Source organism: Rhodococcus sp. JVH1 (assembly GCF_000280725.2).
Classification (GTDB): domain Bacteria; phylum Actinomycetota; class Actinomycetes; order Mycobacteriales; family Mycobacteriaceae; genus Rhodococcus_F; species Rhodococcus_F jostii_A.
In genome coordinates this window covers 2,890,720-2,909,615 of sequence record NZ_CP166289.1, presented here as the reverse complement: position 1 = coordinate 2,909,615, position 18,896 = coordinate 2,890,720, and the positions used below count along the sequence as shown (strand labels likewise).

21 protein-coding genes are annotated in these 18,896 nt (G+C 68.4%); 4 read left to right on the top strand and 17 right to left on the bottom strand.

The window, feature by feature from the left end; all coding sequences use genetic code 11:
• Positions 1-7 precede the first annotated feature (7 nt).
• The gene (locus JVH1_RS13185; protein ID WP_009477686.1) at positions 8-799 is read right to left on the bottom strand and encodes a hypothetical protein; all 792 of its coding nucleotides are present in this window, start codon (positions 797-799) and stop codon (positions 8-10) included.
• Positions 800-935: 136 nt separating this feature from the next.
• Entirely contained in the window at positions 936-1,913 is a 978-nt protein-coding gene (locus tag JVH1_RS13180) for an NAD(P)-dependent oxidoreductase (protein ID WP_043780870.1), read from the bottom strand.
• A gap of 35 nt (positions 1,914-1,948) precedes the next feature.
• Between JVH1_RS13180 and JVH1_RS13175 the strand changes: the two genes are divergently transcribed.
• Complete coding sequence (locus JVH1_RS13175) at positions 1,949-2,596, top strand: ScbR family autoregulator-binding transcription factor (RefSeq protein WP_043781020.1); 648 nt, start codon at positions 1,949-1,951, stop codon at positions 2,594-2,596.
• On the opposite strand, the gene JVH1_RS13170 is transcribed toward JVH1_RS13175, so the two are convergent.
• From JVH1_RS13170 to JVH1_RS13115, 12 genes are all read right to left on the bottom strand, one after another.
• A complete protein-coding gene (locus JVH1_RS13170; protein ID WP_009477690.1) occupies positions 2,593-3,540 on the bottom strand; it encodes a ScbA/BarX family gamma-butyrolactone biosynthesis protein in 948 nt (315 codons plus the stop codon). The two genes, JVH1_RS13175 and JVH1_RS13170, sit on opposite strands and share 4 nt — an antisense overlap.
• 96 nt (positions 3,541-3,636) lie before the next feature.
• Entirely contained in the window at positions 3,637-4,209 is a 573-nt protein-coding gene (locus tag JVH1_RS13165) for a hemerythrin domain-containing protein (RefSeq protein WP_043780872.1), read from the bottom strand.
• A 27-nt stretch (positions 4,210-4,236) separates the two neighbouring features.
• The gene (locus JVH1_RS13160) at positions 4,237-4,737 is read right to left on the bottom strand and encodes a hypothetical protein (RefSeq protein WP_009477692.1); all 501 of its coding nucleotides are present in this window, start codon (positions 4,735-4,737) and stop codon (positions 4,237-4,239) included.
• Positions 4,738-4,773: 36 nt separating this feature from the next.
• Positions 4,774-5,565 (bottom strand): DUF6390 family protein, encoded by a 792-nt coding sequence (locus tag JVH1_RS13155; RefSeq protein WP_043781022.1) that lies wholly within the window; start codon positions 5,563-5,565, stop codon positions 4,774-4,776.
• A 24-nt stretch (positions 5,566-5,589) separates the two neighbouring features.
• Positions 5,590-6,717: a hydrogenase formation protein HypD gene (gene hypD, locus JVH1_RS13150; RefSeq protein ID WP_005258643.1), complete on the bottom strand. Its 1,128-nt coding sequence runs from the start codon at positions 6,715-6,717 to the stop codon at positions 5,590-5,592.
• A 25-nt stretch (positions 6,718-6,742) separates the two neighbouring features.
• Positions 6,743-7,015: a HypC/HybG/HupF family hydrogenase formation chaperone gene (locus tag JVH1_RS13145; protein ID WP_005244643.1), complete on the bottom strand. Its 273-nt coding sequence runs from the start codon at positions 7,013-7,015 to the stop codon at positions 6,743-6,745.
• A gap of 26 nt (positions 7,016-7,041) precedes the next feature.
• On the bottom strand, positions 7,042-8,142 hold the full coding sequence (gene hypE / locus JVH1_RS13140) for a hydrogenase expression/formation protein HypE (protein ID WP_009477694.1): 1,101 nt from the start codon (positions 8,140-8,142) through the stop codon (positions 7,042-7,044).
• Positions 8,139-8,831 carry an SIS domain-containing protein gene (locus JVH1_RS13135; protein WP_011596981.1) on the bottom strand — a complete coding sequence of 231 codons (693 nt, stop codon included), beginning with the start codon at positions 8,829-8,831 and terminating at the stop codon, positions 8,139-8,141. Before JVH1_RS13135 ends, hypE begins: the two co-directional genes overlap by 4 nt.
• The gene (locus JVH1_RS13130) at positions 8,828-9,577 is read right to left on the bottom strand and encodes a HypC/HybG/HupF family hydrogenase formation chaperone (RefSeq protein ID WP_016884043.1); all 750 of its coding nucleotides are present in this window, start codon (positions 9,575-9,577) and stop codon (positions 8,828-8,830) included. The genes JVH1_RS13135 and JVH1_RS13130 overlap by 4 nt, the downstream gene beginning before the upstream one ends.
• Before the next feature lie 44 nt (positions 9,578-9,621).
• The gene (gene hypF / locus JVH1_RS13125; RefSeq protein WP_009477695.1) at positions 9,622-11,928 is read right to left on the bottom strand and encodes a carbamoyltransferase HypF; all 2,307 of its coding nucleotides are present in this window, start codon (positions 11,926-11,928) and stop codon (positions 9,622-9,624) included.
• Between the two features lie 146 nt (positions 11,929-12,074).
• Positions 12,075-12,650 (bottom strand): ATP-dependent Clp protease proteolytic subunit, encoded by a 576-nt coding sequence (locus JVH1_RS13120; protein ID WP_009477696.1) that lies wholly within the window; start codon positions 12,648-12,650, stop codon positions 12,075-12,077.
• Between the two features lie 80 nt (positions 12,651-12,730).
• Positions 12,731-13,003 (bottom strand): helix-turn-helix transcriptional regulator, encoded by a 273-nt coding sequence (locus JVH1_RS13115; RefSeq protein WP_009477697.1) that lies wholly within the window; start codon positions 13,001-13,003, stop codon positions 12,731-12,733.
• Positions 13,004-13,047: 44 nt separating this feature from the next.
• On the opposite strand from JVH1_RS13115, the gene lhgO reads away from it, so the two are divergent.
• Positions 13,048-14,253, top strand: coding sequence for an L-2-hydroxyglutarate oxidase (gene lhgO / locus JVH1_RS13110; RefSeq protein ID WP_009477698.1), 1,206 nt, complete (start codon positions 13,048-13,050; stop codon positions 14,251-14,253).
• 71 nt (positions 14,254-14,324) lie between these two features.
• On the opposite strand, the gene JVH1_RS13105 is transcribed toward lhgO, so the two are convergent.
• A complete protein-coding gene (locus JVH1_RS13105; protein WP_009477699.1) occupies positions 14,325-15,722 on the bottom strand; it encodes a cytochrome P450 in 1,398 nt (465 codons plus the stop codon).
• A gap of 97 nt (positions 15,723-15,819) precedes the next feature.
• Here JVH1_RS13105 and JVH1_RS13100 point away from each other — a divergent pair, with 97 nt between their 5' ends.
• Entirely contained in the window at positions 15,820-16,404 is a 585-nt protein-coding gene (locus tag JVH1_RS13100; RefSeq protein WP_009477700.1) for a TetR/AcrR family transcriptional regulator, read from the top strand.
• A 75-nt stretch (positions 16,405-16,479) separates the two neighbouring features.
• Positions 16,480-17,262, top strand: coding sequence for a class II aldolase/adducin family protein (locus JVH1_RS13095; protein ID WP_009477701.1), 783 nt, complete (start codon positions 16,480-16,482; stop codon positions 17,260-17,262).
• A 23-nt stretch (positions 17,263-17,285) separates the two neighbouring features.
• On the opposite strand, the gene JVH1_RS13090 is transcribed toward JVH1_RS13095, so the two are convergent.
• Entirely contained in the window at positions 17,286-18,245 is a 960-nt protein-coding gene (locus JVH1_RS13090) for a C-terminal binding protein (protein ID WP_009477702.1), read from the bottom strand.
• On the bottom strand, positions 18,242-18,877 hold the full coding sequence (locus JVH1_RS13085; RefSeq protein WP_009477703.1) for a TetR/AcrR family transcriptional regulator: 636 nt from the start codon (positions 18,875-18,877) through the stop codon (positions 18,242-18,244). The genes JVH1_RS13090 and JVH1_RS13085 overlap by 4 nt, the downstream gene beginning before the upstream one ends.
• Positions 18,878-18,896: the final 19 nt, after the last annotated feature.

The window sequence follows — 18,896 nt, the reverse complement described above, 5'->3', positions numbered from 1 at the left end:
ACGCAGATCACGGCATCCCGGCCTCACGGACGTCCGGTGGTCCGGCGACGAAGTCGCGTGCCCGGTTCCAGCGGGCGTGGTAGCGCTCGCCGAATCGTGACCGGGCCCGGGCCATCCGGCGCGGTTTGTTCGGGTAGCGGCGCATCGCCCACCAGGAGTCGGGTTTGGCGAGGCGGATGGCGCCGATGATCGCCACCGGCTGGAACACGATCCCCACGATCCCGGTGACGAATTTGCCCTTGAGCATGCAGATCACCGAGATGGCGAGGGAGATGGCCAGATAGCCGATCGACGACCACCACTCCGGGGTGCCGATCCGGCCGGTCACGAGTTCGGCGCCGCCGATCATCAGACCGGTGATCATGAGCGCACAGAAGATCGCGTCCACCGACTTCCGGCCGGACGTGCTCCAATACACGTCGTCGAGGTGCACCCACAGCGCGAACTCGTCGAAGGTGAGCGCGAGGCCCACTCCGAAGAGGGCGGCGAACACGTTGAGCGCGGTGCCCTCCGGGGTGGTGGCGATCAATGCCAGCCCGGCAAGCGTCATGAACAGGATCCCGAACACCTGGTGGTGCAGGTGCACGCCGCCGACGGTGATGTCGTTGATCAGACCGCCCCCCGACTCCGCGCCGTCGTCCGTGGGCGCCGCTCCCGACCGCGACCGGATACGGCGGGTGATGGTCCGGGTGACGACGAACGTGACCAGGACCGCGAAGAACAACCACATCATGGGAAACAGGACCACTACCCGGCTGTCGCCTTCGGTGTCCACGACGATCTCGGCGAGAAGGGCCATCTCGACACTCCGTCAGGTGGGGGAAATCATCCTCTATCCGGGTATACACCCCGCTCGTGGACGGCGGACGAAGACGGGATGTTCCGCTCGACGGAGAGTCCGAGTCCGTGGCCGTCCCCGGACTCGTCGGCGGACGTCACGCCCGGAAGTGGTCCAGGGGACCGTGGTCGACGGTCGCGCCCGTGGCGGTCCACAGGCGGGTGGGGTCGTACCAGTGGTCGCGGCCGATCAGGTCGAGGTGTCGTTCGGTGAGGCCGTGCCGGGCGCCGGCGGTCAACGCGTCGTCGAAGGTGAGGCTCGTGGCCGGCAACCGGAGGCGGCCCGAGTCCGCGAGTGCCTGCCCGAGTTCGCGGACGGTCACCGAGTCGGGGTGGCAGGCGTGGAACACGTCGCCGGGGCATGCGGGGTACTGCGCGGCGAGGGCGGCGAGGAGTCGGGCGAGATCGTTCACCGCGATGATCGAGATCCGGGATCGTCCCTCGTCGACCCAGGCCCCCAACGCCTCGACGATCTGGATGAATCCGGGGACGAACCAGCGGTCGCCGGGGCCGTGGACGAAGCCGGGCCGGACGACGCAACCACCCCGCTCGAGGACGCGGTGTTCGGCGGTCAGCCTGCTCGCGCTCACCGCCGAGACGGGTGCGGGCGTGGCCTCGAACTCGCCGATTCCGGTGTGCGGCCCGGACCCGTACACGCCGATGGTGCTGACATAGATCACCCGGTTGATGCCGTTCCGGGCCGCCGCGGCAAGCAGATTCTCGGTGCCCGCGACGTTGACGGTGACGCAGTGCGCCGGGTCGTTCCCGGTGTGGGAGGCGGCATGGATCACGACATCGGCGCCGGTGAACGCCGTTTCGAGGCTCGCCGGATCGGTGAGATCCGCCCGGGCCGACACGACGCCCGGAATCTCGGACTGTGAAGGTGTGCGCGCCACCGCGGTGCAGTGGATTCCGGCCGACGCCAGTGCCGTCACGGTGGCCGATCCGACGAAGCCGGTGGCTCCCACCACCGCGACACGGACCGGCGTGGAGGGTGTTCGACCATCGTCGGTCGCGGTCGACGCTGGTACCGTCTCTCCGGGCAATGGGCGCGTAGTCCGTGCTTTCATCGTCATCGTTCTTCTCTCGTGCGGCAGGGAAAGGTGTGAACGTGGTTCAGCAGGCGCGTGCTGCGGCGACCCGACAGCAGATCGTCCGCGGGGCGGCGGAGATGTTCGAGAAGTCGGGGTTCGAAGGAGCCAGACTCGGCAACATCGTCGAGAACGCCGGAATCACGAAGGGGGCCTTGTACTTCCATTTCCGCTCGAAAGAGGACCTGGCGCGGTTCATCATCGGTGAGCAACACCGGATCTCCATCGCGTCGGTCGAGGCGATCGGCCGCGAGCAGGTTTCGGCGATCGAGCAGATCGTGATGCTCTGTCACGAGATGGCCCGGCAGATCGTGAACGACCCGATCGTGCGGGCCGGTATCCGGATCACCCTCGAACTCAGCGCCGACGACCAGGGCCCCGCCGACCCCTATCTCGACTGGATCAACAGTTGCGAGATGCTCGCCACGCGGGCCGTCGAGCAGGGGGATCTCCTCGCGGACATCGACCCGCCGAGGCTGGCGCGGTTCGTCATCGGCGCCTTCACCGGTGTCCAGACCGTCTCCCAGGTGCTGACGCAGCGCACCGACCTCGAGCAACGTGTCGACGACATGTGGGGGTTCCTGCTCCCCGGGATCATGCCCGCGGCCCGGCATCAGGACATCACCCGGATCCGCCGGGCCCGCTGGACACCCGACGACGCCGACTAGCGAGCGCATGCGCTCACCGTGGTAGGGGCCAGCGCCGCGGTCCCTCGCACGACCGCCAGTCCGCCCTGCACCAACGATCCGCGGATCGACAGCGCGCCGTCGTCGACGACGTCCAGCCGGATCGTGGCCCGCTCGTCGACTTCGGCGAAACGGTGGAACGTGGCGCCCAGGGAAACGAGGTGCGCTTCCGGCACGCCGAGCCGGGCGTAGGCGGCCTGCCGGAATGCCTCCAGCATCAGCATCCCGGGAATGTGATCACACGGGTGGTCGAACAGCACGGGGTGCGCGTCGTCGATCCGCAACTCCCACTCGTTCTCGGAACACCGGGGACCCAGGACGACGTGTGCGTCGTCGACGTGACCGACCAGCCCCGCCGGGCCGGGTGCGGGACACCACGGCGCCCCGATCGACCGCGGCCCGCGCTCACCCCACCGGGCCCGCGAGTACGCGGCCGGCGGAAACACTGACGCATGACCCGTCGCGGTGCCCACGTCCTGTCCGCCGAGCCGGAACCGCAGGTCCACGCGGAAGGCGGACAGCGCCTCGCCGCGGTACACATGCTCGGACACGGTGACCTCGACGATCACGTCGGCGGCCGACGTGCCCACTGCGAGCGCGCCGGGCACCGCCTGCACCCGGAGATGCTGCATGACGAACCGGTTCGGCAGCGGGACGGAGAAACGGGTGTGCCCCAGGTAGATCGCGGTCTGCCGGAGCGTTTCCGCCAACAGCATCGTGTCGTAGCGCCCATCCCGGGCGCGGTAGAAGCCGTGCAGGCGGGGCCACTGCGCGGCGACCACGAACCGATCCGGCCCCGGCAGCGACACACAGTCGGTGAGGAAGACCTCGGCCACGGATTGGCGATGGACGTACCTGCGCGGAACGGTCCGCTCGAACGACATCGGGGGAAGCGCATCGGGTATCGGCCGGGAAATTCGCGCCACAACCCCATCTCCCCACAGAACCGGTCGGCCCGATGCCGCGGACCCGCCGAACTATAGAACACAGACCGCGCGGTCTGTGATGTGGGGAGTGCGTCGCTACCGGCCCTTCAAGCTTCCGATCCGAAGTGACCCCGCGCTGCTGTCCTCGTCGAGTTCCTCCTCGACCTCCCGGACGTACTCCTGCGGATCTTTGTCCGAGGTGTCCACATCCTTCGTGGACCGGTGAACGAGGAAGTATTCGGCGAAGCGCCGCCCGAGCGACTCGCGAAGATCCCCCGATGCGCTGCGGAAGTCAGCGAGACCCTCGCGTTCCTCCTCGGCCATGTGCTCGTCGTTGGCCCGGCGCGTCCGGTCGACTTCCGCCCACCACTCCTCGGAGAGGATGGGGTATCCCGCCGCGGCTCGGACGCCGTCGCGGATGTCGTTGTGGTCCCCGATCGCGTCGAGGGTTTCCTCCTCGGCGTCCTCCTCGCCGACGCGGAGAAGCTGGGGATAGAAGATTTCCTCTTCGGCTGCCGCGTGCAGATCCAGGCGTTTCGCCAACGGTGTCCACACCCCCTCGACGGCAGTGATATCCACCCGACGGTGAGCCTTCAATTCGTCCAGTGCGGCGAACTGTCGTCGGAACCACTCGTGGTCGGCGAAGATCAACTCGATGATGTCAGGCATGATGCAATCCATCGTCGCACATCGGACTTATCGCTTGTCCTTCTTCGCTTGCCGCCGTGCGCCTGCGGCGATGGTGGATGCTTCGAACTTCTTGCGGCCGGAGGATTTCCGGGTGGCGTCTACGCGCGCCTTGCCGGACGAGCCGACCTTGCCGTCGCTGTCGCCGAGCTCGCTGAAGGACGGGGCGTCGCTCCGGGCGCGGGCGAGTCGCGCGTCCTTCAGGTCGCGTGCGCTTGCGCGGGCAGCCGTCGCCAATTGGCCGCTCACCCTGCTCAGCGCTGCCTCGAAGACTTCCACCTTGTCGGCATTGCGCTTGTTGGCCGCCTTACCGGCTCCGCGCGCGCCCTTGTCCGCGACCTTCGCCGCGCCTTCCTGGCGGTACAGCTTCACGTGCTTGTTGCGGGCACGGCGGACGCGGGTGTGCAGTGTGATCAGCTTGTCCTCGTCCAAGTCGGCCATCTGAGCCTTCTTGGTCTCGCGGATCAGGACGAACTCTTCTTCGGACAGCGAGTTCAGAATCTTCTTCATGTCGGCTCCGATCCGGCCACAGGCCGTGAGTTCCAGTCATGGTAGCCGGGAAACGTTCGTGTCGGTCCGTTTCCGCGAGGCCGGGGTCGCTTGCCGAAGCAGGCGCTGATTGGTCTGTGCAAGTTGCCATTCCGTCTGCTCGCGCAACCGGCCCACCCGATCCGGATCGAGACGGTCGCACACGAAATCCCAGTGCACGGCCACCCGGTCACCCACGGTGAGGTCGTTCACGAAAGCCCCCTCTGGCACGCGGTAGTCGGCCGGGTCGTCCTGCTCGGGGCCGAGGGACAACCGGGTGCCGTCCCACGACAGGCGGCGCGACCGGACGACGGCACGATCGTGATCGATGCCGACCACCTCACCCCAGCGGATGCGGCACGAGTCGAGAACCTGCAGCGGCTGAGGCATTCCGGTGTCCAATAACCGCGACCACGGATACACGCCGAACACGTGGAAGTTGTGGGTGGGGGCCGCCTCCCCGAGCAGGTCCTCGGTGAGGTGCTTCCAGTAGTGGCCGGCCTGCGACGCGAGGCGGGCGAGCAGGGCGGCGCCGAACTCGGCGCGGTCGATGCGGCCCGAGAGTTCGTCCGACGTCCAGTAGGCTCGAACAACCCTCTCGTCCAAGGGGTCCGGGATTCCGGCGAGCTGGGCGATCACCTCCTGGTACGGCCAGGCGCCGCTGAACTGCTTCGCCAGCGCCACCACGTCGGTGTCCGGCGCCCCACCGCACGCGACCGCCTGCAGGCGCTCCGAACCGGGAGGGCCGCAGTAGCCCAGGGCATTCGGGGCGTGCGCGTATTGCGCGAACACACGGTGCCCGGACGGCATCCTGTGTTCGCGCGGCATCACCGGTCAGCCTCGCTGACCCAGCAATTGCGCCGTCTCGCGGTGGAGTCGGCCGAAGTTGTAGTACGCGGCGCACGCGCCCTCGGGCGACACCATGCACGTGCCGATCGGCGTCTCCGGTGTGCAGGCCGTCCCGAACACCTTGCATTCCCACGGTTTGATGACGCCCTTGAGGACCTCACCGCACTGGCACGCCTTCGGATCCGCCACCCGCACCCCCGGCATCGAGAACTTCTCCTCGGCGTCGAACTCGGCGTAGTTCCGGTGGACCTTGAGCGCGCTCTGCGAGATGAACCCGAGCCCGCGCCATTCGAAGTGCGGACGCAGTTCGAACGTCTCGGCCATCAGTTTCAGCGCCTGCACGTTGCCCTCCGCGCGCACGACCCTCTTGTACTGGTTCTCGATCTCGCAGCGGCCCTCCCGGATCTGCTGGAGCAGCATGTGCACCGACGCGAGGATGTCGAGGGGCTCGAAGCCCGCGACCACCATCGGTTTGCCGTACACCTCGGACACGAACCGGTACGGCCGCAGGCCCACCACGGTGGACACGTGGCCCGGGCCGAGGAAGCCCGACAACCGCAGGTCGGGGGACTCGAGGATGGCCTTGATCGGCGGCACGATGGTGACGTGGTTGCAGAACACACTGAAGTTCTTCACGCCCAGCGCCCGCGCGCGCACCAACGTCACCGCGGTGGACGGCGCCGTCGTCTCGAACCCGACGGCGAAGAACACCACCTGGTGGTCGGGATTGTCGAGCGCCACCTTGAGCGCGTCCAGCGGCGAGTACACGAAGCGGACGTCCGCGCCGCGGGCCTTGGCCTCGATGAGATTGCCCTTGGATCCGGGCACCCGCATCATGTCGCCGAACGTCGTGAAGATGACGCCGGGCTGTTCGGCCAGCCACATGGCGTCGTCGACACGGCCCATGGGGATGACGCACACCGGACAGCCCGGTCCGTGCACCAGTTCGACCGATTCCGGCAGGAGATGCTCGATGCCGTGACGGTAGATGGTGTGGGTGTGCCCGCCGCACACCTCCATGAACTTGAACTCGTCACCACGGGCCAGTTCGGTGATGGATTTGACCAGGGCGCGAGCCGCCGCCGGGTCCCGGAATTCGTCGACGAACTTCATCCCTGTTACCTCGTTCTTGCTGTTGTCACGCGATTTCGGACGAGTTGAACGCGTCGATCTCGTTCACGTAGTCGGCGCCCATCTTCTGCACCTGATCCAGCGTCAGCTGCGCCTCGATCTCGTCGATCTTCGCCATCGCGAAACCGACGTGCACGAGCACCCAGTCACCGACGACGAGACCTTCTTCGGCGAGCAGTCGCACACTGATCGTTCTCTGGACGCCGTTCACGTCCACCTTGGCCAGATGCTGTTCGGCGTCGACGATGTCGACCACCTGACCGGGTATCCCCAGACACATCGTGGTTCTCCTTCTCGGGCTGTTCTTCAGCAGATTCGGGGGAGCGGGTCACCGACGAGCATGTCGACGATCCGGCTGCCGCCGAACGAGGTTCGCAGTGCGACGATGCCCGGCGGTTCGGCCAGGATCTCGCCGACTACGGTGGCATCGGCTCCCCGCGGATGGGCTCGCAGCGCCGCGACGGCCGCATCCGCCTCGTCCGCCGCGACGACGGCCACGAACTTCCCCTCGTTCGCGACGTACAGCGGGTCGATGCCGAGCATGTCGCAGGCGCCCAGCACCTGCGGCTCGATGGGCAGGGACTGCTCGTCCACGATCACCGCGAGCTGGCAGGCGTGAGCCAGTTCGTTGCACACGGTGCCGACGCCGCCGCGGGTGGCGTCCCGCATCCACCGCGTCGACGGGGCCGCCTTCAGCAGCGTCTCCACCAGCGCGTTTACCGGGGCCGTGTCGGAGGCGATGTCGGCCTCGATCGCCAGGTCACCGCGTGCGAGCATGACCGCCATGCCGTGGGCGCCGATGGTGCCCGACAACAGAACCTTGTCGCCGGCGCGCACGAGATCGGGCGACAGCCGCCTGCCCTCCGGGATGACACCGACACCGGCGGTGGAGATGTAGACGCCGTCGGCGGCGCCCTTGCCGACGACCTTGGTGTCGCCGGTCACGATCTGCACTCCGGACAGGACGGCCGCCTCGCTCATGTCGGCGACGATCTCCCGCAGTTCGGCGATCGGGAAACCCTCCTCGATGACGAACGCCGCCGACAACCACTGCGGGCGCGCACCGGACACGGCGAGATCGTTCACGGTCCCGTGCACCGCGAGATGCCCGATGGAACCGCCGGGAAAACGCAGTGGCTGAACCACGTACGAGTCGGTGGAGAACGCGAGCCGCTCACCTGAGGGCATGGTGAGCGCGGCCGCGTCACCGAGTTGCTCGAGTTCCTCGTTGCGGAACGCCTCGACGAACACCGCGTCGACGAGGGCCGCCGACGACTTCCCGCCCGCACCGTGAGCGAGTGTCACCACCTCGTCCAGCAGCCGCGGCCGGCGTTGCCGGAACTTGTCGATCCGCTCGAGGACCCGGTCTTCGCGTTCCGCCGAGGTGGCCGGTTCGGTGGTGCTCATGAAGCCTCCACGGAGTTGGGAGCGGGCCGCGTCATGTGTTCCTGGGCCACCGACCACAGCCGGTACCCGAGCATCGCGTGGCTCTCCTGGATCCGGTGGATGCTCTGCGAGTGGACGGTGTAGCAGAAGTCGAGTTCGCCGGCGGACGCCATCGCCGCCATCCGGCCGCCCTCGTGCCCCGCGAACCCGATTGTCAGCAGCCCCCGCTGTTTCGCCTCGGTGAGCGCGGTCATCAGGTCGTCGGAGTTGCCCGACGTCGACAATGCGATCGCGACGTCGCGGTCCCGGGCGTGGGCGATGATCTGCCGCTTGAAGATCAGATCGAAGCCGACGTCGTTGCCCAGCGCCGTCACCACGGCCTGATCGGCGGCGAGCGACCACGCCGCCACCGGACGTCCGCGAGCGGGACGGCTGAACAGCGATGCCAGCGTGGCGGCGTCGGTGGAGCTGCCACCGTTGCCGAACGTGTAGAGCCGGCCGCCGCGACGGAACCTGTCGGCCATGTCGATGCCGGCCGCGGTCAGTCCGTCGCCGTACTCGTCGAGGGACTCCTTCTGCAGGCGCGCGCTCTCGGCGGCCTTCCCCCGCGCGGACGCGGCGAGGTCGTCGAGGAGGCTCTGGGCGTCGGTTTCCTCCGAGTCGATGAACGGGTAGAGGAAGCTGGTGCTCTCCGAGTCGTGTGTCGTCATCGGTTCGCCTCCTGACCGGCGTCGTCGAGTCGTGTGATCGCGGCACCCGCGTGCACCAGGACGAGGTCGTTGGGCTGGACGTCGCCGAGGACGCTGACGTCCACCCACTCCTCGCCCGCGGCGGTGCGGACCAGGGCGGGTCCGAGCGGTTCGGCCGGCTCGATCACCACCTCACCGAGACGACCCTCGTCGCTGCACGTGACGCAGACCGTCTCGTCGCACTCCTCGGCGTCGGGTTTCAGCAGTCCCGAGTGCTCGAAGCAGACGTGGGTGAGTTCCCACAGCAGGTGATACATGAGGACGAACCGCCCGGTGGCCGGCACCATCGGATCCTCCGAGTCGACCCAGAGGATGTGGTTCGCCGCACCGGCCGGAGGTCGGGGGCCTGCCCCGATCCACAGCGTCATCGCGCCCCACGCCGGTGCGCGGCGCATCGCGTCGACCACGGCGGGCTCGTTCGCCGACGCCACGGCCAGCAGGATGTCGCCGGGCCTGCTCGCCACCCGGGCCTGCGCCACCGGATCGGGTTCGACGAGTGCCACCGACGGCAGCGCCCGTTTGCCCATGATCACGGGATGCACGAATTCGACGGCGACGTGATGGGCATGTGGTTCCCACTGGGGTGAGATCACCCAGAGTGTCGCACCGTCATGGAATCTGCGGGCGAGTGACAATGCTGCGGCGGCGAGATCCGCAGACAGGTCCGTGTCGACAAGGTGCCCGCCCGCCTCTGCGGTGGTGGTCATTCACTAGCTCCCGTCCCGGACCGGCCGGTCGGGGGCTGCCGACGTCACGGTCCGCGCATGGTTGCCGCGGCACCGATCACCGCCTGGCCGAGGGAGAGTCCTCCGTCGTTGGGAGGCACCCGGTGGTGGGTGAGGACTCGATAACCGCTGCTCTCCCAGTGTGCTCTCACCAGTGCGAGGAATAAACGGTTTTGAAAGACTCCTCCGGTGAGTCCGATCGTCGACGCGCCGGTCACGGTGGCGGCCCGGTCGACGAGGTCGGCGGTGGCGGCGGCGAGGGCATGGTGGAAGCCCACTGCGAGGGCCGCGGGCGGGGTCCCGTCGCGGAGTCCGGCGACCAGTCCGGACAGCAGAAGAGGCAGCCTGAGCTGGTCGTTCTGCACTTCCATGACCAGGGGAGCCGGGTGCGGGGCGGTCCGGGCGAGGGCCTCGAGTTCGATGGCCGCCTGCGCCTCGTAGGTGACCCGGTGCCTGACCCCGAGCAGCGACGCGACGCCGTCGAACAGGCGGCCCGCGCTCGTCGTCCTGACGCAACCGAGACCCGACTGAAGTTGCGACTCCACGGCCGCGCGTTCCGTGGTGGGGATCGCCTCCACGCACGGCAACCCGTCGACGTCGGTGATCCCGCACTCGTGCAGCAGAGCCAGCGCCACCCGCACCGGATTCCGGACCGCGGCGTCACCGCCCGGCAACGAGAAGGGCTGGATGTGTCCCACCCTCCTCGTGTCGAGGACGTTCGGGCCGACGAGGAGGAGTTCGCCGCCCCACACGGTGGTGTCGCAGCCGTACCCGGTCCCGTCGAACGCGACACCGAGCACCGTCGTCCCGACCAGTCCGTGTTCGGCCATCAGCGACGCGACGTGCGCGTGGTGGTGCTGCACGGTGAGCAGGGGGACGCCGGTCCTGTCGCTGTAGCGCCGGGCCCAGTGGTGCGTCGAATATCCGGGGTGCCGGTCGGCGACCACGGCCTCCGGGGTGATCCCGTGCAGATGCGTCAACTGCCGCACCGACGTCTCGAAGGCGCGCTGACTCTCCAGGCTGCCCATGTCGCCGAGATGCGCCGAGCAGAACGCGTAGTCCTGCCGGGTCAGGCAGAAGGTGTTCTTGATCTCCGCGCCCACCGCGAGGATCTCCGGGCCGTGCGCGGGGAGCACGACCGGCAGCGGTGCGAACCCGCGCGAGCGGCGGATCGGCAGCACCGCCCCGGCCTCGACCGCGAGCACGGAATCCTCACAGGGCACCGCGATGCGGCGGTCGTGCATCAGGAACACGTCGGCGATGTCCGCCAATCGAGTGCGGGCGTCGTCGTTGTCGAAACAGAGGGGTTCGCCGCTCAGATTGCCGGACGTCATCACCAGCACCCGCGGTGGGTCGACGCCGGCGCCGGGGGTCCGGGTGAACAGGAGGTGGTGCAGCGGGGTGTAGGGGAGCATCACGCCGAGGTCGTCGATCCCGGGTGCGATGCCGTCGGCAACCGACGCAGTGTTCTTCTTGCGCAGCAACAGGATCGGCCGGGCCGGGTGTCGCAGCAGTGCGCTCTCGGGCTCGGAGATCTCGCACAGCTCGGCGGCGGCGGACAGGTCCGCGGTCATCACCGCGAACGGCTTGTCCGGGCGGTGCTTGCGCGCCCGCACAGTCTCGACGGCGGCGGGGTTCGCGGCATCGCAGACGAGGTGGAATCCACCGAGGCCCTTGACCGCCACGATCCGGCCGTCCCGCAACGCCCCCTGCACCGCGGTGAGGACGGCGTCGTCCCCGTCGATCCGGTGCCCGTCGACCTCGGCGAACAGGTGCGGACCACAGTCGGGGCAGCACACCGGCTGGGCGTGGAACCGTCGATCCGCGGGGTCGCGGTACTCGGCGAGGCACTTCGCGCACAGCGGGAACTCGGCCATCGTGGTGTTGGGCCGGTCGTAGGGGAGGTCGGTGATCACCGTGAACCGGGGCCCGCAGTTGGTGCAGTTGACGAACGGGTGGCGATACCGCCGATCGTGCGGATCGGCCAGTTCGCGAAGACAATCCGCGCACGTCGCCACGTCCGGCGACACCAGCGTCCGCGCACCGGGGACGTGCCTGCTGTCGATGATCCGGAACGACTCGTCGCCGCGCACCGGCACGGGCTGGGCGGTCGCGTCGACGATCACGGCCATCGGCGGTGCGTTCGTGCGCAGCCGGCGCACGAACTCGGACACCGACGCGGACTTGCCCTCGATCTCGATGAACACGCTGACGTCGTCGTTGCCGCAGTGGCCGTGCAGTCCCAGGTCGTCGGCCAGTCGCGCGACGAACGGGCGGAAGCCGACCCCCTGCACGACCCCGTGGACCGTGATGCGCGATCGTTCGACCGTCATCCTCGGATGATTCCCCCGTCGAGGTGCTGGGCGCAAGAGTCCTCCCGCGGACGTCCGGGGGCACAGACGCACCCCTTCTCGGTTCGCGCACGCGAAATTGCGCCCGAAAACGTGCGCGGGAGCCGAAAAGGAGTGCGGCTGCCGGTCTACTCGCTGTCGACGGAGCGCGCGCCGGTGACGGCGTCGATCAACCCGTAGTCGCGCGCCTCGTCTGCGGTGAGGATCCGGTGGTCCCGCATGTCACCGCTCACCGCGTCGACGGGGCGCCCGCAGGAGTCGGCGATCCGCTGCTGCAGCCGCCGCAGCTGCTGCTCGTGGTGTTCGGCGGCGATGGCGACGTCCGACGCCGGACCGGTGCAGGAGGTCTGCGGTTCACGGAGGTGGAACGTGGCGTGCGACGCCGCCGTCCGGCGGTCGGCGGGCGCGAGGAGGGCGACCGCCATACCGCGGACGTCGCCGCGGCAGTGGACGTGCAGCGGAACCCCCATCAGGTCGAGGGTGTCGAGGAGCGTGGCGGCCGCATCGACGTCGGCGTCGACGCCGTGCAGCCACAACTGGACCTCCCCGTCGCCCGAGGCGTCGAGCAACGCGAGCGACGCCGCCGCACGGTTGGTGGCCTCGGCGTCGAGTCGGCCGGTCAGCGACACGATCCGTTTGTCGAACAGGCGCTCGGCCAGCCAGTCGGGACCGGGAGCGGGAGCGGGCACGGACGTGACGGGCATCGGCGCGGGTGGTTGCCGGGGGTCCGGCTGCCAGGGCGTGTGAAACGGCGGGACCGGTGGTGGGGTGGGTGGTGGCCAGATCATGATGATGACTCCCGATGCGCTGAGATCGTCCAGTCGACCGTCCGGCCCACGGCCTCCGCATACCGTTCGAGCGTCGACAGGCGGGGGTCGACGTCGCCGCGTTCGAGCCGTGCCACGGCCGATTGCGACGTGCCCATGTGGGCGGCGATCTCCGTCTGCGTCAGGCCGTGCTCGCGGCGGGTGGTGACGAGCTCGTCCAGCAGCGCTCGACGCCGATCGGACAGGTGCTCCAGTCCGGGAAAAGACGTGCGTCGAGGGGTGGTCGACATACCATCGATGGTATCTCGAAAACGGTATATACGGAGGGGTGCTCATGGCGAAGATTCGTGCCGCCGTCATCGGCGGCGGCATCATCGGTCTGGCGGTCGCCCGGGAACTTCTGCACCGCATGGACGCCGTCGAGGTGACGCTGTTCGAAAAGGAGACCCGGGTCGCGGCCCACCAGACCGGACACAACAGCGGCGTCGTCCACGCCGGCCTGTACTACCCGCCGGGCAGCCTCAAAGCGCGCCTGTGCCGACGTGGTGTCACCCTCCTGCAGCAGTACGCGGAGAACAAGGGCGTGGCCTACGAGGAATGCGGCAAAGTGGTGGTTGCCCACGACTCGTCCGAAGTGGCGCGGATGGACGCCATCTTCGACAGAGCGGTGGCCAACGGGGTCCCCGGCATCCGCAAGGTCGCGGGGGAGGAGATCCCCGAGATCGAACCGCACGCGCGGGGAGTCGCCGCCGTGCACTCGCCGCACACCGCGATCATCGACTACGTGGCGGTCGCGGAGGCTCTCGCCGCGGACATCGCCGCCGCGGGTGGACGCGTGCGCCTCGGCCGGGAGGTCGTGGGCCTGGACAGCCGGACCGCGGAAACGGTGGTCACCACCGGGCAGGGCAGTGAGGTCTTCGACCTGGTGGTCACGTGCGCCGGACTCCAGTCCGACCGGGTGGCACTGATGTCGGGTGAACCGCGATCGCCTCGCGTGGTGCCCTTCTTCGGCGACTACTTCCTGCTCGAACCCGAGCGGTCCTCGCTCGTGAAGGGGCTGATCTACCCGGTTCCGGACCCGCGGTACCCGTTCCTCGGCGTCCACCTCACCAAGCGGATCGACGGACGAATCATGCTCGGACCGAACGCCTTTCTCTCCTTCGGGCGGGAGGCGTACGACCGTCGGGGATGGTCGGCGTCGGACGTGATGTCGGCGGTCGGGTTTCCCGGGTTCTGGCGGTTCGCCGTGCACAACACCGCGGCGGCGGTCCGCGAGGCCCGCACCGTCCTCAGCACGGGCCAGTTCGTGAAGGAGGCGCAGAAGTACGTGCCCGACGTGCGCCGCTCCGACGTCACCCGCGGGCCCCGGGGCATCCGCGCTCAGGCGATGAACGCCGACGGCAGCCTCGAGGACGACTTCGTCATCACCGGGTCGGAACGCGTAATCCACGTCCGGAACGCGCCCTCACCGGGTGCGACGTCGTCCCTCGCCATCGCCGAACACGTCGTGACGGAAGTTCTGGCCCGCGCGACCACGTGACACGCTTCGCCCGATGTCACATCGGTGCAGTCGAAGTAGACCGATGTGACATTAAGCGACCGAAGCGGGGGTCAACGCCGGCGGAGCTGCAGCGTGAAGCCCTCGGGCATGAGGGTGAGGCGCTCGGCGACCTTCAGTCGATAGTCCGGGTCGCCCACGATGTCGTATCGACGCAGGATCGTGCCGAGGACCAGGACCGACTCGTGGAGGGCGAACTGCCTTCCGATGCAGGCGCGTTCGCCGGTCCCGAACGGCTTGTACACGTGCGCGGGGCGGGACCGGATGCGCTCGGGGAGGAAATGGTCGGGGTCGAACACCTCGGGATCGTCACCCCACACGGGGTCGCGGTGCAGGGCGGGGATGAGGACGAGCACCCAGTCGCCGACCTTCATCGGGTACTTGCCGACGAGGGTGGTGTCGACGGTTGCCTCCCTGCCGTACGCGGGGGCTGTCGGCCACAGCCGCAACGATTCGTCGAGCACCCGGCGCACGTAGCGGAGCTTCGCGATCTGCTCGAATGCGGGCTCTTCGTCGCCCCAGACCGCATCGACCTCCGCCTGCGCCTTCGCGAGGACGTCGGGATGCCGCGACAGGTAGTACAGGGCGAACGACAGTGCACCGGAGGTGGTCTCGTGTCCCGCGACCAGGAACGTCACCACCTGGTGGCGGATGTTCAACTCGTCGATGCGATGGGGGTCGTTCTCCCGGGCGGCCCGCAGCATGAGTTCGAGCAGGTCCTCGGGGCCGTCCTCGGCGCTGTCGCGGCGGGCGCGGATCACCTCGTCGACGACCTCGGCCATGTGTTCCAGGTTGGCGATGTTGCGTCGATCCGACCGTCGCATCAGCAGGCGCCCGAGCGCGCTGGACTTCACGAACGTGGTGCGCTGCGAATGGCTCAGCGCACCGACCATCGCCTGCACGAAGGGGTGCGGGCGCTCGCGTCCGAACGAGTCGAAGGAATAGCTGAAGCCGGTGCGGCCGATGGTCTCGAGCGTCAGCTTCGTCATGTCGGAGGAGACGTCGACGGGGGAGCCGTCCACCCGCTCGTCCCAGTGCTCCGTCAGTTCGCCTGCGACATCCAGCATCGTGCGGTGATACGACCGCATCGCGGATTTCGTGAACGCTGGGGCGAGGAGGTTGTGCGCCTTGCTCCAGTTCGGCTCGTGGTTGTACGCGGTGAACAAGCCGTCGCCGCCCACCTCGCGCAACGACGCGACGCCGGGTGCGAGGTGTTTCGCGAACCGGGATTCGTCGGAGAGTTCTGCGACCATGTCGGCACCGGAGGCGAATACGAACCGATTGCCGAGGACGTTGCGCTCGAAGATGGGCCCGAGTTTTCTGCCGATCTCCATCGAATTCTGCAAGGGAGTGCGGATGCTGATCCCGAAGACGTCGCCGACGACGGGAAGCCGCCATCGAGGATGCGGGATGGTCGCATCCGCCGTGGTGTGCAGTGATTCGACGCTCATGTCGACCCCCGTGTCGATGTGGCCTGCGTTACTGAATTGATGTCTAGTACGCAAGGTACCCCTTACTGAAACGGTGTCAAGCAGTACGGTGACTGGCATGACCAGCGCCCGCCGACGACTCGCCCCGGAACAGCGGCGCGCGCAGTTACTCGACATCGGCGCGCGGCTGTTCGCGGACCGCCCCTACGAGGACGTGTGGATCGAGGAGGTAGCCGAACTCGCCGAGGTGTCGCGCGGATTGATGTACCACTACTTCCCGACGAAGCGGGATTTCTTCGCCGCGATCGTCGAACGCGAATCCGAACGACTGCTCGACGTGACGGCCCCCGACTCCACCCTCCCCGTCGAGGAACAGGTCGCGGCCGGCCTCGACGCGTACTTCGAGCACGTCGCGAGCCACCGGCACGGAGTCCGGGCCATCAACCACGGCGCGCTGTCGGCCGACGCCGACATCCGGGCCATCGTCGAGCGGGAACTCGACGCCCAGCAGCGCCGCATCGTCGACGCGCTCGATCCCCCCGACGGTGAGCGGGAACTCGTCGGCGTCGCGGTGCGCGGATGGATCGCCTTCGTCCGTGCCGTCTGCATGGACTGGCTCGACCACCCGTCGATCGCCGAGGGCGAGCTACGTGAACTCTGCCTGCGCTCGCTGCGGGGCATGCTGGGTGGGCGGCTCGACTGATCCGAGGGCTGGCACTTAAATAAATCGCTTGATATATTTAAGCCGAAATCCCTTCGGTGATCAAGGAGATCCCGCATGAGTGCACCCACCGTTACGTCGCAGGGCCGAACGAGCCCGGCGAAGACCGAGGCGGAACTGCGTCGTGAACTGGCGGCGGTGTACCGCCTGCTCGCGCATTTCAAGATGACCGACCTCATCTTCACGCACGTCTCGGTCCGGATTCCCGGGCCCGAACATCATTTCCTCATCAACCCGTACGGCCTGCTCTTCGAGGAGATCACCGCCTCCAACCTGGTGAAGATCGATCTCGACGGCGAACTCGTCGAACCGTCCGAATATCACGTCAACCCTGCGGGATTCGTGATCCACGGCGCGATTCACGAGGCCCGGCCGGACGCGCAGTGCGTGCTGCACACCCACACGAAGGCCGGGTGTGCGGTGGCCGCGCAGGAGCAGGGACTGCTGCCGCTGAACCAGATCTCGATGGAGTTCTACAACCGGGTCGGCTACCACGACTACGAGGGCATCGCCCTCAACACGGCCGAACGCGTGCGGTTGGTCGAGGATCTCCGCGACCACCCCGCGATGATCCTGCGCAATCACGGACTGCTCACCGTGGGTGAATCCGCCGCCGAGGCGTTTCTGCGAATGTTCTATCTGGAGAAGGCGTGTGACATCCAGATCGCCGCCCAGGCGTCGGGTGAACTGCGCGTTCCGTCGCCCGAGATCGCCGAGCACACCGCGCGGCAGTTCGCCGGCGAGGCCACGGACGACTACGCCGACGATCAGGCTTACGAGATGGCGTGGGCGGCGCTTCTGCGGATGCTGGACCGCACCGCCCCCGACTACAAGGACTGACAGCGGCTTACAAGGACGGGCGATCACATCCCCGGTGCGGCGACGACGCCCACCGGGGATGCGCCCGTCAGGACCGCCGCGACATTGCGGGCCGACTGCTGCGCCAGGGTGCGCGCGACCTGCGGTGAGTACCACGCGGCGTGCGGGGTGATCACGAGGTTCGGGATCTGCAGGATCGGATCGTCCTGTGCGGGCGGCTCGTTCGGAAGAACATCGACGGCCGCACCGGCGAGGTGTCCACTGCGCAGCGCGGCGCCGAGCGCGTCGTGATCGACGAGTCCGCCGCGGGAGACGTTCACCAGATATCCGCCGCGCTTCATCGCGGCCAGCGCACGCTCGCCGATCAGACCCCGCGTCTCGGAAGTCAGGGGGACGTGCAGGCTCAGCACGTCGGTGCGGCGCAGCAGGTCCTCGAACTCGACCACCTCGATGCCCTCGGCCGCCAGTTCCCCGGCGCGGTCGCCCAGCCCGCGGCCGCTGACGAGGACGGTCATCCCGAGGGCTCGGGCGCGCAGTGCGAAAGCACCGGCGATCCGGCCGAAACCGTAGAGGCCCAGCACGGTTCCCGCGATCCGCCGCGGCGGCGCGGCGGTGACGTCCCACACGCCGGCATGCACGGAGCGGTCGAGGGCGTGGGTGGATCGGAGCAGTCCGAGGGTGAGCGTGAGCGCGTGATCCGCGACCTCCTCGGTGCAGTAGTCCACCGCCCGCGTGACCCAGAGGCCGCGTTCGTGGGCCGCCGACACCGGCAGGTGGTCGTACCCGGCGGACGTGGCCGACAGCAGTCGCAGGTCCGGGAGATCCGCCAGGTGACGGGGCCCCAGGCCGGTGTTCTCCGGGCCCACGAGCAAGGCGATGACGCCCGGGCCGGACGGGAACTCGGACTGGTGCACGACGTCCGCGGAAATACCCGCGGCGGCAAGCGAATCGGACAGCGCTTCGGCCGGAATGAAGTCGTCGAGGACGACGACGCGGTCGGTCATCTACCTACTGCTCCCGCATCTTCGGTGGTCCGTCGCACGGCGGCGTCCACGCAGCGCGCGGCCGCGTCCTCCGCGCTGATCGCCTTCATGACAACGGGATCCAGGATGGCCTGCAATGCAAGACCGTCGGTCAGTGCCACCAGCGCGACGGTGACGGCGTCCGCGTCGAGGTCGGTGGAGACGGTGCCCTCCCGCTGTGCGGCGACGACCGACTCGCGCACGACGCCCCGCCAGCGGGCGAGGAAGGCCGCGATCTCACCGCGCGCCGTTTCCTCGGCCGCACCCTCCGCGTAGAAGAACAGGAACACGCGGGTCATCGCCAGTCGGCGTTCGTCGAGCGGCAGGATGCTGGCGGTGATGTTCCGCAGCTTCTCGATCGGGCCGGCGCCCTCCTCGTCGAGGATCGTGCGGTACCGGTCGCCCTGGATGTCGCCGGCCCGGCGCAGCGCCGCGAGGAGCAGTTCGTGCCGGGATCCGAAGTAGTGGTTCAACACTCCGGTCGACCACCCGCTCTCCTCCGCCACCGCTCGCGTGGTGACGGCGGAGATCCCCTCCCGGGCGATCAACGCGAGAACGGCGTCGGCGAGCGCCCGTCTCCGCTCGTCGTGGTCGACGATCTTCGGCACGATCATTCCTCCCGCTCGTGCGCAC